Source organism: Candidatus Merdisoma sp. JLR.KK006 (genome assembly GCF_036941035.1).
Classification (GTDB): Bacteria; Bacillota; Clostridia; order Lachnospirales; family Lachnospiraceae; genus Laedolimicola.
Window position 1 is genome coordinate 25,340 of record NZ_JAYMNS010000019.1, and the last position, 13,869, is coordinate 39,208.

At 48.0% G+C, this 13,869-nt stretch carries 12 protein-coding genes and 1 pseudogene; all 13 read right to left on the bottom strand.

Annotation, left to right across the window (positions count from 1 at the left end; genetic code table 11):
• Positions 1-101 precede the first annotated feature (101 nt).
• Positions 102-668 (bottom strand): phosphate propanoyltransferase, encoded by a 567-nt coding sequence (pduL, locus tag VSQ61_RS14465; protein ID WP_334345104.1) that lies wholly within the window; start codon positions 666-668, stop codon positions 102-104.
• 400 nt (positions 669-1,068) lie between these two features.
• On the bottom strand, positions 1,069-2,118 hold the full coding sequence (locus VSQ61_RS14470) for a lactonase family protein (protein ID WP_334345105.1): 1,050 nt from the start codon (positions 2,116-2,118) through the stop codon (positions 1,069-1,071).
• 51 nt (positions 2,119-2,169) lie between these two features.
• Positions 2,170-3,444, bottom strand: coding sequence for a glutamate-1-semialdehyde 2,1-aminomutase (gene hemL, locus VSQ61_RS14475; RefSeq protein WP_334345106.1), 1,275 nt, complete (start codon positions 3,442-3,444; stop codon positions 2,170-2,172).
• Positions 3,444-4,427: a porphobilinogen synthase gene (gene hemB, locus VSQ61_RS14480; RefSeq protein WP_334345107.1), complete on the bottom strand. Its 984-nt coding sequence runs from the start codon at positions 4,425-4,427 to the stop codon at positions 3,444-3,446. Before hemB ends, hemL begins: the two co-directional genes overlap by 1 nt.
• A gap of 72 nt (positions 4,428-4,499) precedes the next feature.
• Positions 4,500-4,769 (bottom strand): annotated as a pseudogene (locus tag VSQ61_RS22960) (hypothetical protein); the annotation flags it as partial.
• A gap of 32 nt (positions 4,770-4,801) precedes the next feature.
• A complete protein-coding gene (locus VSQ61_RS14490) occupies positions 4,802-4,963 on the bottom strand; it encodes a hypothetical protein (RefSeq protein ID WP_334345109.1) in 162 nt (53 codons plus the stop codon).
• Positions 4,953-5,444 (bottom strand): hypothetical protein, encoded by a 492-nt coding sequence (locus VSQ61_RS14495; protein ID WP_334345110.1) that lies wholly within the window; start codon positions 5,442-5,444, stop codon positions 4,953-4,955. Before VSQ61_RS14495 ends, VSQ61_RS14490 begins: the two co-directional genes overlap by 11 nt.
• Entirely contained in the window at positions 5,395-5,937 is a 543-nt protein-coding gene (locus VSQ61_RS14500; RefSeq protein WP_334345111.1) for a precorrin-2 dehydrogenase/sirohydrochlorin ferrochelatase family protein, read from the bottom strand. Before VSQ61_RS14500 ends, VSQ61_RS14495 begins: the two co-directional genes overlap by 50 nt.
• Positions 5,934-6,416, bottom strand: coding sequence for a YbaK/EbsC family protein (locus VSQ61_RS14505; RefSeq protein WP_334345112.1), 483 nt, complete (start codon positions 6,414-6,416; stop codon positions 5,934-5,936). The genes VSQ61_RS14500 and VSQ61_RS14505 overlap by 4 nt, the downstream gene beginning before the upstream one ends.
• 116 nt (positions 6,417-6,532) lie before the next feature.
• On the bottom strand, positions 6,533-8,224 hold the full coding sequence (locus VSQ61_RS14510) for an Hsp70 family protein (protein WP_334345113.1): 1,692 nt from the start codon (positions 8,222-8,224) through the stop codon (positions 6,533-6,535).
• 75 nt (positions 8,225-8,299) lie between these two features.
• The gene (locus tag VSQ61_RS14515; protein ID WP_334345114.1) at positions 8,300-11,680 is read right to left on the bottom strand and encodes a tetratricopeptide repeat protein; all 3,381 of its coding nucleotides are present in this window, start codon (positions 11,678-11,680) and stop codon (positions 8,300-8,302) included.
• A 189-nt stretch (positions 11,681-11,869) separates the two neighbouring features.
• Positions 11,870-12,895, bottom strand: a complete 1,026-nt coding sequence (gene queA / locus VSQ61_RS14520; RefSeq protein WP_334345115.1) for a tRNA preQ1(34) S-adenosylmethionine ribosyltransferase-isomerase QueA — start codon at positions 12,893-12,895, stop codon at positions 11,870-11,872.
• 12 nt (positions 12,896-12,907) lie between these two features.
• On the bottom strand, positions 12,908-13,843 hold the full coding sequence (locus tag VSQ61_RS14525) for a magnesium transporter CorA family protein (RefSeq protein ID WP_334345116.1): 936 nt from the start codon (positions 13,841-13,843) through the stop codon (positions 12,908-12,910).
• Positions 13,844-13,869 lie beyond the last annotated feature (26 nt).

A 13,869-nucleotide genomic window follows, 5' to 3' on the forward strand; every position in this document is an offset into this window, starting at 1 on the left:
CTTATTTTTCTACTCGATATTCCGCAGTGCGGCTCGTGACAAAAAGTTACAAGCACATGGGCATTCGCCCTGTCATACGGCACTGCTCATTGCTTTCGTGATTATTTAACAATCTCGCCGTATACGGTTCCCGCACAGCCTGCTGCGTTGGACTCGTCGGTGTCAATGTGCATAGCCAGGGCATACTTAGGGCTTACACGCACGATTACATCGCCGAATACCAGGCTTCTGCCGTCGGTATCAATCTTAACGGATACTACATCCTTGTCCTTTACGCCAAGCTTCTCGGCATCCTCGGGAGTTGCATGAATATGACGCTTTGCTGCGATTACGCCCTCTTTCAGCTCTACCTCTCCTGCAGGTCCTACCAGCTTACATGCGCCGCTTCCTGCCACGTCGCCGGACTCACGGATGGGAGCCGTTACGCCGATGGAACGGGCATCTGTCAGGGAAAGCTCGATCTGTGTCTCAGGTCTTACCGGCCCTAAGATGGAAGCTGCCATCTCTTTTTTCGGTCCTACAATGGTTACTTTCTCATTGCAGGCAAACTGGCCCGGCTGGGACAGATCTTTTTTCTTGGTCAGCTCATAGCCTTTTCCAAATAAGGTCTCCAGATCCTCCTGTGTTACGTGTACGTGGCGTGCCGATGTTTCAACAACGAAATTCATAATCCATTCTCCTTTTCTATGTATGTGTTCGCAGTGATGCGGCTTGGGATTTTGCCCTTTTCATCACCCATATCGCAATATGCGATTCTAAGTTCTATTTTATGTGTTTTGGGAAGTTTTTTCAAGTCCTGTCCTATAAATATTTGTACTTTTCATGGTACAATGCTGGATATACGGACGCCGCCGGACAGAAAATATTTTTCCCTCCATGCTCCGCACAGCTTTGCTGTGCTAACACGCCTGTCAGGAAAAATATTTTCTGTCCGGCGGCTGATGATATATAGTTCATCGTTCCCTAAAAAGCTTGGGGCTGCCATAGTCTCTCCGGACAGGGAGGATATGTGCTCCTTGGATGCTAAAGACAGTTATTGAACTGTTCTATGTGAAATCCATTTTCCGGCTACAGTTCTGACACCAGAATGCAGTTGGGCGTCTCAATGGGGATCGGCTTTCCTTTCATACTGAAGTATTTCTTTTCATAGTTGATTTCAAAAATAGTGATGCTGTTGCTTTCATGGTTCAGAGATATAATGTGACGGTTATCCGGGAAGAAGTCACCGGCCTTTGGGTAGTCTCCGCTGATAGGAAGAATACAGATCTTTTCCAGAAGTCCCGTTTCTTTGTCCACATGGAAAATTCCCGCCGTATTATCACCGGCATTGGTGCAGAGTACCTTGCTGCCGTCTTTTGAAAAGCGCAGCGCAGAGGCCGCACTGGTTGCGGAATGATAGTCATTCAGGGTGGAAACCGTCTGGATAAGCTCAAAGGACGGATTTTTTCCGCTTCCGTCGTATTTATATACGGTAATGTAATTTTTCAGCTCACTGATAACGTAAGCATACCGCCCGTCACGGCTGAATTTGATAATCCGGGGAGCGGAGTTGAGTTCGCACATCAGAAGATCCACCAGAGAAATTTTGCCGTTCCGCTCATTAAATTTATAAATTTTAATCTGGTCCGTTCCCAGATCTACGGCACAGAGATATTTTCCGTCCGGTGTCAGGTTTACGCAGTTTACATGCGGGCGGAAGTTTCGTTCCGCAACACTTCCAAGGCCCTTATGGAAAATGCCGTCGGCGATCTCTCCTACACTTCCGTCTTCATTTAAGCGGAGCACCGTTACCTTTCCATCATGCCAGCCTCCTACAAACAGATAAGCGTCCTCCTGATCTGTGGAAATGTAGCACCCTCTCATTCCGTCCACACTGGCGCAGTTTAAAGGCTCCAGATCCCCATCCGGAAGAATGTTAAAAGAACGGACACCCTCGTCGGAAATGGAATACAGCTGCTTTCCGTTGTGGGACAGCTTAATATAGGAGGGATTGTTGATGGGAATTACCTTTCTCTCAACCATTTTTCCCTCTTCCACATCCATATCAAACAGATGGATTCCCTCGCTGCTCCCGTGGGTGTAGGTTCCGACATAGGCTACATATTTTTTCTTATCCATGATGCTCTCCTCCATGCATGTTATACTTAAAAATTCCTCAGGGTACGGTTATTACAAAAAGTATTTCCGAACCGCTTTAAGGGTCTTCTCTATCTCTTCCTCCGTCACAGCCGCTGACACAAACATGGCCTCAAACTGAGAGGGAGCCAGATAAATGCCCTCTTTCAGCATATGAGAAAAATACCCCGCAAAGGCTTTTGTATCTGAGGTTTTGGCAGACGCATAATCCCGAACAGGCTGATCCGTAAAGAACAGACAGCCAAGGGAGCCCACATGATTTAACTGATAGGAGCTTTTGGCCTCTTTCAAAATCTCTTCCATGCCTGTAAACAGCCGTTCCGATTTCCGGTGAAGCTCCTCATAAAAATCAGGCGTGTCTCTGAGCAGGCGGATCTGTGCCAGACCTGCCGCCATAGCTGCCGGATTGCCGCTTAAGGTTCCTGCCTGATAAACCGGCCCTGCCGGCGCAACCATTTCCATAACATCCTTTCGTCCCCCATAGGCCCCCACCGGCATACCTCCGCCGATAATCTTGCCAAAGGTGGTCAGATCCGGTTCTATTCCATAATAGCCCTGTGCTCCGGAAAGGCTTAAACGAAATCCGGTAATCACCTCGTCAAAGATCAATAGGCTTCCATGGTCCGTACAAATCCGGCGCAGGCCCTCAAGGAACCCCTCCTCTGGCAGTACGACACCCATATTTGCTCCCACAGGCTCCACGATAACTGCGGCAATCTCCTGACCCCAGGCATCAAAAATCTCTTCCACATTTTTTATATCATTGTAGACGGCTGTCAGGGTATCCTGGGTACATCCAACCGGAACACCCGCACTGTCCGGCACTCCTGCCGTCATAACGCCCGAGCCCGCTTTTACAAGCATGGCATCGGAATGTCCATGATAGCATCCGGCAAATTTCACAATCTTATTCCGGCCGGTATAGCCTCTGGCCGCCCGGACTGCGCTCATAACGGCTTCTGTTCCGGAATTGACCATGCGCACCATTTGGATGGAGGGTATGATGTCAGAGATAAGCTCCGCCATCTCTACTTCCGCCTCCGTAGCTGCGCCAAAGCTTAAGCCTTTCCTGCATGCCTGCTCCACCGCTTCTAATACGGCCGGATGGCTGTGGCCCAGAATCATTGGACCCCAGGAGCCTACATAGTCAAGATATTGGTTCCCGTCCGCATCAGTTAAATAAGCTCCCTTTGCGGAGGCGATAAACCGAGGGGTCTCTCCTACGGAGCCGAAGGCCCGAACCGGGGAGTTAACGCCTCCCGGAATCCTTTTTACCCCACGTTCAAAGAGCATTTCTGATTTTGTCATTATCCGATTCTCCCCTCGTCCATAAATCCCGCAATCTCCGGCGCAAAATAGGTCAGATACAGATCTACGCCTGCCCGGTATGCGCTCACTGCCGTCTCGCAGATGATTGCCGCCTCATCCACATAGCCCAGGGAAGCCGCCGCTTTTATCATGGCATATTCTCCGCTGACACTGTAGGCCGCTGTCGGAAGCTGAATCCTCTCCTTTACTCCTGCAATAATGTCCAGATAGGTCATGGCAGGCTTTACCATAATAATGTCCGCACCCTCTTCCACATCCAGCAATGCTTCTTTCATGGCCTCCCTGCTGTTGTGGTAATCCATCTGATAGGACTTGCGGTCTCCGAAAGCCGGGGCGCTGCCTGCGGCATCCCGGAAAGGACCATAAAAGGCGGAAGCATATTTTACCGCATAAGACATGATGGGGACTTCCTGATAGCCGTTGGCATCCAAGAGATTTCGAATCGCTCCCACACGGCCGTCCATCATATCTGAGGGCGCTACCATGTCCGCACCGGACTGCACCTGGGAAAGAGCGATTCTGGCCAAATAATCCAGAGTCTTGTCATTGTCCACATATTCTCCCTTTAAAATTCCGCAATGTCCGTGGGAGGTGTACTCGCACATACATACATCACCGATGCAGTAAAGCTCCGGAAACTGCCGCTTCGCCTCCCGAAATGCTTTCTGCACAATGCCGTCCTCCGCATAGGCGCCGCTGCCGCAAGTATCCTTGTGTTCCGGAATTCCAAAGAACATCACGCTTCCCACGCCGGCATTCATTAACTTCTCCAATGCAAAGGGCATGCGATCCACACTATAGCGGTACTGCCCCGGCATGGTGGGAATCTCTTCCTCGATCCCTGTCCCCTCCTTGATAAACATGGGGTAGATAAGGGAACTCTTGTCCATCCGTGTCTCACGGACCATTTTCCGCAAAACGGCACTTGTCCGCAGACGGCGGGGCCTTATCTTCATGTCCATAATATGAAAACCTCTTTTCCTTGTATGTGTATACCCTCATGTACAAGGGTACCATTTTACTTAATTCTTACCTCATTTTCCAATCAGGACGGTTTTTCTTGAAAAAGCAAACCCATATTTTCGTATTCTGTCCTTTGCAATCCCTTTCTCTATCAGTACGGCTTCATAGTTCTTTTGTTCTATCTGCCTTACCGCCGCCCCCACAGTATCCATAAGCTCCGGTTCCTGCCCTTATGGATTTTTTCCCGTATCAAAATAGCTGAATGTGGCCAAAGCAACTTTATTTATAAATACATTCATTGCTTTTACATCATCTAACAGCAATGCCTTGATAAAATCGTTTTATACGGAGGCTGCTCTGCCAAACCATATTCTCAAATCTTCTTTTTAAACATATACCGGATCCCCTCCGCAGCTTTTCTTGCCTTCCTGTGCTCATCTCCTCCCGCCGTCACACCTGCCACCAGGTCCTCCTGGATGGCCAGGCCCCGGAAAGTTATGCCAATCAGCCTGGGAGCAGCCCTTTCAATCCTCATTAATCTCATTAAGCTCAGAAAAAGGAATTTTTCCATGTACCTCCATTAAAAAACGTCCTGTAGGGTATCCGTCTGGTCCCATTTCTGCAAGCTGACCATGGTTGCACCGTGAGAATCCCTCACCTAAAAAGCAGTCATCCACCTCGGCTCCTTCCGGATCGTCTAGGTGATATAAAAGGCTTTCATATGCCTCGAACATCAAATCATAGGCAAATTTTTCAATTGTCTCCAAGGAAGCCCCCTCCTTCCTCAAAGCAGCAACTATCGGGAAACGTTTATCCAGTGTGCCATCCTCTATCCGCTTTTCAAGCATCTTTCGATAACCGCCTTTATAAAACTCTAAATCGTCGCTCAGTGGTTTCAAAAATCGGAAAGTAGGAAGCACTGCCCATACATCTGATTCATACTGCAAATACCAGTCTGCTGTTTTCTCACTTAACCCCATCGCAACCATTAAATCTTTCTTTTCCTCTAATGTCATTCCAGCTCCCTTTCCTACTTTCATTTTCCCCAATATACAACCTTTCCACCACTCTCCGAATTTCCTCCGAAGCAGCACGCACCTGTTTGTGATTCCGCCCACTGGCTGTCACTCCTACTACTAGTTCATCCTTGGTGGCAAGTCCTGGAAAGTAAAAATCGCACAACTCTTTATCACTGCTCACATTCACCGGAATTTGCTTTTTTTTGCACTCCAACCCAATCTGTTCATTGATCTCTCTGTTATTCGTTGCTGCCAAAACAAGATACGTATCTCTTAGTATCTCGCCAGGGTGATATTCTTCCTGTCTCCAAGCAAGCAATCCTCCCTTTGAAAGCCTCTGTATTTCACTCGAAGCCTTTGGTGCAACCACTGTAAGCTCACAGCCAAATTCCAGGAGAGCCAAAACTCTACGGGACCCAATAGCTCCTGCCCCGTACACAAGAACCTTCTTTCCTTCTAAGCTCACAAACAAGGGAAAATACCGGCTCATACTTCCTGCTCCTGCCAGCCCTTGCACACATCAATCCACTCTTTTGCCGTGGAATAACGCTCCAACTCCTCCATATTAAGCTCAATGGCACTGTTGGAGCTTCCCGCCGCCGGAAATACAGTCTCAAACCGTCTCAGGGACTCATCCAGATAGACACGCACAGTCTCCGGAATGCCAAAGGGACACACACCTCCCACGGCATGGCCGACTTTCTCCGATACCTCTTCCTGGGACAGCATCACTGCTTTCTTTCCAAACTTATCCTTATACTTGCGATTATCAATCTTGGCATCTCCCGCCGCTACAATCAGAATCGGCTCCTCACCTATCTTAAAGGACAGGGTCTTGGCAATCCGGGCCGGAATACAGCCCACCGCCTGTGCCGCCAACTCTACCGTAGCACTGGACACCTGAAATTCCAGAATCCGATCTTCCATTCCAAAGGAAGAAAAATACTTTCGTACAATCTCTATTGACATTTATAACTCCATTCCAGTTCCACAGTATCTCTACAGCACCCCTTATCCAGAACAATTCCCAGCCACAAGGAAACGTGTCTGTAAATTGTTCTGGTGCTGTACGAGATACTGCTGTTCTATAATTCTTCTTCAATCTCTTTCAGTGCCTGCTTTAACTCTTCCCGGGCCTCTTCGATCTTCCCTCTGTCCCGGGTATTTAAGACTTCTTCAAACTTCCGGATCTCCATGTCAATGATCCGTCTGGTATCTCCCATACTCTCCTCATAGAGCCGTTCGCATCTGAGAAGCAGAAGCTTGTTTTCCTCCTGATCCCTGGGGTGAATCTTCAGGTAGGACAATTCCTCCATACGCTCCTGAATCTCTTCATCGGTCATCTCATTTTCCTGGCTCTTGATGATCTGTTTACGCACCTCGCCTGTGGAAATCACCTTAACCTCTACCTCCAGAATGGAGTTGATGTCATAGGTGTAGGTCACATCCACGGACTCCTCACCTGCCCGGTTCTTGGGTACGTTGACCGTCAGTTCCCCAAGCAGCAGGTTATTTGCCGCAAAGCGGCTCTCCCCCTGAAGAATATTGATGGTAATCTTGCTCTGATCGTCGTGAAGCGTATAAAAACGCTCCGTCCGGCTGGCCGGAATGACCGTATTACGTTCAATAATGGGACAGTAATGCCCGGACTCGTAACGTCCGTTTCCACGGTTTACCGTCACTTCCGTTCCCAAAGTAAAGGAGCAGACATCCGTGAGGATCACTTCCTTTACTGCCTGATTACGCTCTTTCATGGCCGCCTGAATGGCTGCCCCCAAGGCTACCGCTTCATCGGGATGCACGGACGTATCCGGGAACTTCCGAAACAGCTTAATGATAAAGTTCTTTACCACCTGGAGCCTGGTGGCACCGCCCACCAGCACCACCACATCAATATCTGACAGCTTAATATGAGCATCCGCCAGACTTCTCTGAACCGGCTTTCGAATCTTATCAAGGAGAACCTCACACTGTTCCTCATAGTCTTTCTGGGTGATCTCCAGCTCCTCCAGTTTGCCGTCAATGGTGCAGGCAAACCGGGATTTCACACTGTCCGCAAAGCCAAGCTTGCATTCCTCCGCTGCCTTGTGGACCATTCCTCTAGTCTTGGCATCCAGAGAATCCAAATCAATCTTCTTTTTCTGCAGAAACAGCTTCTCCAGCACATCTGTAAAGTCCTCGCCGCCCAGATAATTATCCCCGGCCACGGCACGAACCTCCAGAATATTCTGAAACAGTTCCAAAATGGACACGTCAAAGGTACCGCCGCCCAGGTCGAAAACAAGAAACTTGGTGTTCTTTGTCTTCTCGTAAAGACCGTAGGCAATGGCCGCCGCCGTAGGCTCGCTGATGATACGCTCCACCTTTAAGCCTGCCAGCTCCCCGGCACGCTTGGTTGCCTTTCTTCTCTTGTCATCAAAATAAGCCGGAACACTGATAACAGCTTCTGTCACCTCTTCTTTCAGATAGGCTTCCGCATCCTCTTTCAGAGAGCGAAGCACAAAGGAGGACAATTCCTCCGCCGTAAACTGCTTGTGCCCCAGGTCAAACTTTTTGGTGCTTCCCATGCTCCGCTTAAAGACCGAAGCCGTGGTTCCCGGATACAAAAGCCCCCGTTCTCTTGCAGTCTCACCTACATAAATCTGGTCATTTTCATCCACGCTTACAATGGAGGGGGTCAGATTCTTTCCCAGACGGTTGGGAATAATCTTAGGGCCATCCTCCGTAAAGTAAGCGGCCAGACTGTTTGTTGTTCCTAAATCAATTCCAATAATCATTCCGTATTCCTCTAGTCTATTATTTCTGTCTTTTTTGCTGCATTTTGCAAACTCATTCCTGTATCCTGCGGCTTTTTAACGCTTTCTCAGTTTTTTCGTAAGCAGCTCCACCTTTGCAATGCTTAAATTATTTTCTACCGACTCCCTGCATGCTTTTTCGTAGCAGTTAAGAGCCTCCGTAAGGTTGCCCTCTTCTTCCCGCAAAAATCCCATGGCTTCCCAGTAATCCTCGCACTCCTTAAAGTTACAGTGACGGCACTTGGCAGCCTTTTCGATTTGGTTGAAATATTTTTTAGCCATTTCCAGATCGCCGATATAATAATACATGGCACCCATATTGTAAAGGCGGCTTCTTCTATAATAAAAATCATTTAAATATTTGTCAATATGTCCGAAACGCCTGCCGATGGATTCCAGGGCCAGTTTCTGATAGGGAATGCCCTTGTCCGGCGTTCCAAGCTCGTAATAGCATTCCATGATGCTGCGGCAGCAGCGATCATAACCATAATCGTTCTTATTCTTCAACTCCAGAGCCTTTTGGTACATCTCCAATGCCTTTTTCGGGTTTTTCTTAAAATAAAGGTACACATCCGCAATGTGGTACCAAGCATCCGAAGCGTCCCTGTCATTCTCCGCTTTCTTCCGGGCAGTCTGATACAGGGAAATGGCCTTTGCAAATCGCTTCATCTGCTCATAGATCCCGCCTGCTTCCAGATAATAGGCTACCGTATCCTCTCCATAAAAACTCTTAATCTCCTCCATGGCCTTTTCCAGAAGATTCATCTTCTTATACACCCGGATAATGTCCTTACGGATACCACGGTTCTGGGGGAAGTCCCGGCTTCCTTTCTGGTACCACTCCAAAGCCTTAGTATAATCGGCCATTCGCTCATAGGTTCCGCCAAGATTGCTGTAGGCAATAATGGTCTCTTTTTCCTCCATGACCTCGATGGACTTCTTAAACAGTTCGATGGCCCGCTCGTACCGTTCCGTATATTTGTAGATGCAGCCCTGATTATTATAGGCATAGGTATTGTTTGGTTCCAGTTCCGCTGCTTTTAAGAAATCTGCTTCTGCCAAATTCCACTCTCCGGCTTCCAGATACAAGAGTCCACGTTCTATATAATAGTAAGCACAGGGATCCAGTTCCAACTGCCTTGTTGCAAAGGGAACCGCCTCCTGATAATATTTCAGATCGCCCGTATCCTTTAAAATATCCGTATAGATATCCACAATCCGGCTATTTGCCCTGGGGTTCTCCCCATTTACTTTCAAAACCTTTTTATAATATTCCAGTGCCTGGCTCCGCTTTCCCATACTATTAAAACACCGGGCCATATTTTCATAGACCAGTTCATTTTCACCGTACTCTTTCTCACAGAGCTGATAATCGGTCATGGCCCTGTCGTACTCTTTCAAATCAGCCAGCGTATTGGCACGGATCCAGTGGTAAAGTTTATCCTCGTAGATATTGCACGCTTTTTCTATGTACTTCAGGGCATCTCTCTGGCGGTCAAGCCCCCGGCAGCAGCGGGCCATCTCATAATAGAGCTCTGCCATCTGCTCATCGCTTACACTGTCCTTATATTCCTTGAATTTCTCTTCCAGCTTCTTGGACTCCTCATAAGCCGCCTTGAATTCTTCATCCTTTTCCGCCGTCTCCCTTGCAATGGTCAGGCGGAGGAGGTCAAGCTTCGGGCTTCCAACCTCCGCATCCTCCGCCTGCTTCAGAATCCCTTTGGCATCCTCATACTGGCTGTAACGGATAAATACGTCTGCTGCCAACTCGTAGATCTGGGGATAGCCTGCATAGATATCCTTGGCACTGTAGAAATTGTCCACAACGCCCTGTCCATTGTGCATCTCAAAGCAGCATTTTTGCCGGAGGACATATGCATAGAAGTCATTCCGATCAGTGTCAATCATCTGATCACAGACATCCAGGGCTTTCTCGTATTTTTCCTGATCCATGAAAATCTGTGCCTTTTCAATCAGGTAATTGCGGGAGTTTGGCTCCTGCTTTAATGCTTCATCAACAGCCTCAAGTGCCTGCTCATAGCTCTCATCCTGCTCTTCCCTGGATAGCTTTCCCTCTCTTGCCAGTGAATGGAGTGCCTTTGCAATGATCTCGCAGGCCCCGGCGATCCGCCCGGGAATCCGTTCCATCTGCTTTCCCTTGTCTTCTTCTTTGGCTTCCTCTTCCCTGGCCTTTGCTTCCGTCTCAATACAGGGAATGCAGGCTCTTGCGGCATCTACGGCCTTTTGATACTGCTGCTCCATAAGATAGCATTTGGAAAGAAGACTGTAGTATTCTGCCTTTCGGCTCTCTCCCACGGTGCGGCCCTCAAGAAGCTCTACTCCCTTGCCCGAAAGATCATTTTGGAGGTAACACCATCCAAGCTCCATCACGTCCTCATCGGATGCTTCTTTCTTCTCTATCCGTTCCTCGTAAAGCTTCATCAGGCTCTGGTTAATATTGTGCATCGTTTCCAGGAGGGCTTCCTCCTGAGAACTGATGCGTAAAGCTTCTACGCAGTACTCTTTCGCTTTTACGGCATCGCCCTGTTCCAGATAATATTTCGCCAGATATTTGTTGGCCATATAGTGAGTGGGACAGTCTTTCAAGATTTTCTCAAAGCATTCCTTTGCTTCCTCTTTCTCTCCATTTTCCCAATAAATCTCGCCGCCATAAGCCAGGCTTCGCATATCCTCTCCCATAAGGGCCAGAAGCCCGTGAATCCATCCGGAAGCCGCCTCAATATTCTGCCTATTTCGCTCCAGTCGGGCTTCCTCCAGCATCAGATAAGGATGAGAAACAGGAAGATGCTTCAAGGTATCCAGAATTCCTCCTGCACCTTCCACATCTCCGCTGTCATTTTTACGACAAAGCTCATAGTAATGGTACAAAAACGTATCATAATCTGCATCATCCTCCCCTTTGAATTCCTCGTAGGGGAAATCATCATCACTCTGACACTGATGCATGACAAAGTCAATAAAGTTTGGGTGGAACCGCTCCAAAAGCTCTGCCCGTTCCTCCTGAAGGTCAAAAGTTTGGTCCAGCATTTTCCAGATATCTGTTTTGATCCGGTAATTATCAGCCAAGAAATCTAACAGCGCATCTCTGGCCTCTACGCTGGTGTCCAAATCCAGACAGATGTCCTCTTTCAAAAGCTTCTCCCAACAGGAGGGATCAATCCGCTTGGAAAGAGAAAAATAAACCTCTCTCACCCTCTCAATCCAATGCTCCACCGGCGTCTCCGGCGCTTTCTTGAATTCCTCCGGACGGTCTGCATAAGCAATGGCTGCCTCGTATGCCTCACGCAGCCGCTTAAAACCTTCCGGATCGTCCTCTGGGTTTACCTTTACCAGAAGGCGGCGGTAGGCATCCTGAATCACCTGTTTATCTTTTGTTTTTTCAATTTCCAATATGGAAAAGCTTATGGTTTCGTCCATAGATCTATCATCCCCTTCGCGCATTTGTTCACAGTTCTTTTAAGTATACCACAAAAGAGGGAAAATGTGAAGGATGTGAGAAAATTCGGTCAACGTCTGCATAAGCAGAGGGTAATTCTTGTGTTTGCCGAATTTGAAGGGTAATATAAAAGGGGACAGTTTCCAAATTACTCCAACTGCCCCCTGCTGTTATTTGATTAACATGGCATCGCCAAAAGAGAAAAATCGATATTTCTCCTCCACCGCTTCCTTATAAGCCGCCATCACCTGCTCTTTCTCTGCAAAAGCCGATACCAGCATCAGCAAGGTGGATTCCGGCAGATGAAAATTGGTGATCAAAGCATCCATCAGTTTAAACCGATAGCCAGGATAGATAAAGATATCCGTCCAGCCGCTTCCTGCATGAAGAATCCCCTTTTCATCCGCCGCAGACTCCAGGGTACGACAGCTTGTAGTCCCCACGCAGATCACACGCCCTCCTGCTGCCCTTGTCTCATTGATAAGCTTAGCCTGCTCTTCCTCTATCATATAGAATTCCGAATGCATATGATGCTGAGTCACATCCTCCACCTTCACCGGACGAAAAGTGCCAAGCCCCACATGAAGGGTCACATGAGCCAGTCTCACACCCTTATCCTCGATTTCCTTTATAAGCTCCGGCGTAAAATGAAGCCCGGCTGTGGGCGCTGCCGCCGATCCCTCATGCTTTGCATAGACCGTCTGATAGCGGTTCTTGTCCTTTAACTGATGGGTAATATAAGGCGGCAGGGGCATCTGTCCAAGCCGATCCAGGATTTCCTCAAAAATTCCCTCATAGGTAAAGCGAATCCGCCGGTTCCCCTCATCCACAACCTCCAGCACCTCTCCCACAAGAAGTCCGTCTCCAAAGGAAATGCGTGCTCCCGGCCGCGCTTTCTTTCCGGGCTTTACCAGAGTCTCCCACACATTGTCCTCACACCGCTTCAAAAGCAGTACCTCAATGCCTGCCCCCGTTCCCACTTTCACACCCATCAGGCGTGCCGGAATTACCCGGGTATTATTCACCACCAGGCAGTCCCCCGGACTCAGAAATTCCACCAGTTCCCGAAAAACTCTATGTTCCCTCTCTCCTGCTTTCCTGTCAAGCACCAGTAATCTGGAGCTGCTTCGATCCTCCAGAGGATCCTGAGCAATCAATTCCTCCGGCAAATCATAATAAAAATCACTCGTCTTCATACAAAAGCTTCCTTACATGTATTTTTTCTTCTTAAAATAAATCAAAATCCCTGTCACTACCGCAATGCTCAGCACAATCACATACACATAGCCAAACTTCCACGCCAGCTCCGGCATATGGGTAAAATTCATGCCGTACCATCCCACGATCAGGGTCAAAGGCTGAAAGATAATGGTCACAATAGTGAACAGCTTCATAGTATTATTCAGATTATAATTCAGCGTAGCATCCAGAGCCTCCCTAAGATGAATGAGATTGTCGCAGAGAAGCTGGGTATTATTGCTCAGGCGTTCAGATTTATCCGTAAAAATCTTGAAATAACGCAGATCCCTTTCCTCAAACAAATCATTTTCATTTTCCTGGAGAGCTTCTCCAATGTCAATCAGCTGATCATAATAATTCTTCAAAGTGGACAGGCGGTTCCGCAGATCAAAAATCTCCTTGTTCAAATCCTCGTCCATCTTGCCATTAACCACCTCACGCTCCATGGCGATAATCTGCCGTTCCGTCATCACAAGTCCCCGGTTGCCGCTGGATAAAAGCCGTTCCAACACCCCATAGATCACTTTTTCCATAGTGGCATTCTGACGAAAACGGCCGATAGCATCCAGGAACATCTGTCGGATGCTGTCATCCTTATCTATGATTTTTATAATAATGAACAGATTCTTCTTAATAAAAAATCCAATGCGGTTCCGCTTGCTGCTTAAATTCAGAATGTCCACAATGTTGATCATGCCGAAGCTGAACTCATCATACACGTCAATACTCGTCCGAAAATGGGTAAAATCCGTCATGCAGTCCTTTACCGCAACTTCAGACAGTCCAAGATGCTCATAGCATTTCCGAAGCTCCTCCAAGGTTAAATAGCCCACGCAGATATCATGGCTGTCAATCTGCTCCAGCGTCACTTCCTTAATTTCCTTTTCATGTATGGAATAAAACATAGGAAAAGCCCCCTGTTATTTTCTTT

Excerpts from the sequence above, each read along its gene's own strand:
- VSQ61_RS14470 (WP_334345105.1), bottom strand. The coding sequence starts at position 2,118 with ATGGATAAGAAAAAATATGTAGCCTATGTCGGAACCTACACCCACGGG.
- queA (WP_334345115.1), bottom strand. The coding sequence starts at position 12,895 with ATGAAGACGAGTGATTTTTATTATGATTTGCCGGAGGAATTGATTGCT.
- VSQ61_RS14500 (WP_334345111.1), bottom strand. The coding sequence starts at position 5,937 with ATGAGCCGGTATTTTCCCTTGTTTGTGAGCTTAGAAGGAAAGAAGGTT.
- VSQ61_RS14525 (WP_334345116.1), bottom strand. The coding sequence starts at position 13,843 with ATGTTTTATTCCATACATGAAAAGGAAATTAAGGAAGTGACGCTGGAG.
- VSQ61_RS14510 (WP_334345113.1), bottom strand. The coding sequence starts at position 8,224 with ATGATTATTGGAATTGATTTAGGAACAACAAACAGTCTGGCCGCTTAC.
- VSQ61_RS14505 (WP_334345112.1), bottom strand. The coding sequence starts at position 6,416 with ATGTCAATAGAGATTGTACGAAAGTATTTTTCTTCCTTTGGAATGGAA.
- VSQ61_RS14495 (WP_334345110.1), bottom strand. The coding sequence starts at position 5,444 with ATGACATTAGAGGAAAAGAAAGATTTAATGGTTGCGATGGGGTTAAGT.
- VSQ61_RS14490 (WP_334345109.1), bottom strand. The coding sequence starts at position 4,963 with ATGAGGATTGAAAGGGCTGCTCCCAGGCTGATTGGCATAACTTTCCGG.
- hemB (WP_334345107.1), bottom strand. The coding sequence starts at position 4,427 with ATGGACATGAAGATAAGGCCCCGCCGTCTGCGGACAAGTGCCGTTTTG.
- pduL (WP_334345104.1), bottom strand. The coding sequence starts at position 668 with ATGAATTTCGTTGTTGAAACATCGGCACGCCACGTACACGTAACACAG.
- VSQ61_RS14515 (WP_334345114.1), bottom strand. The coding sequence starts at position 11,680 with ATGGACGAAACCATAAGCTTTTCCATATTGGAAATTGAAAAAACAAAA.
- hemL (WP_334345106.1), bottom strand. The coding sequence starts at position 3,444 with ATGACAAAATCAGAAATGCTCTTTGAACGTGGGGTAAAAAGGATTCCG.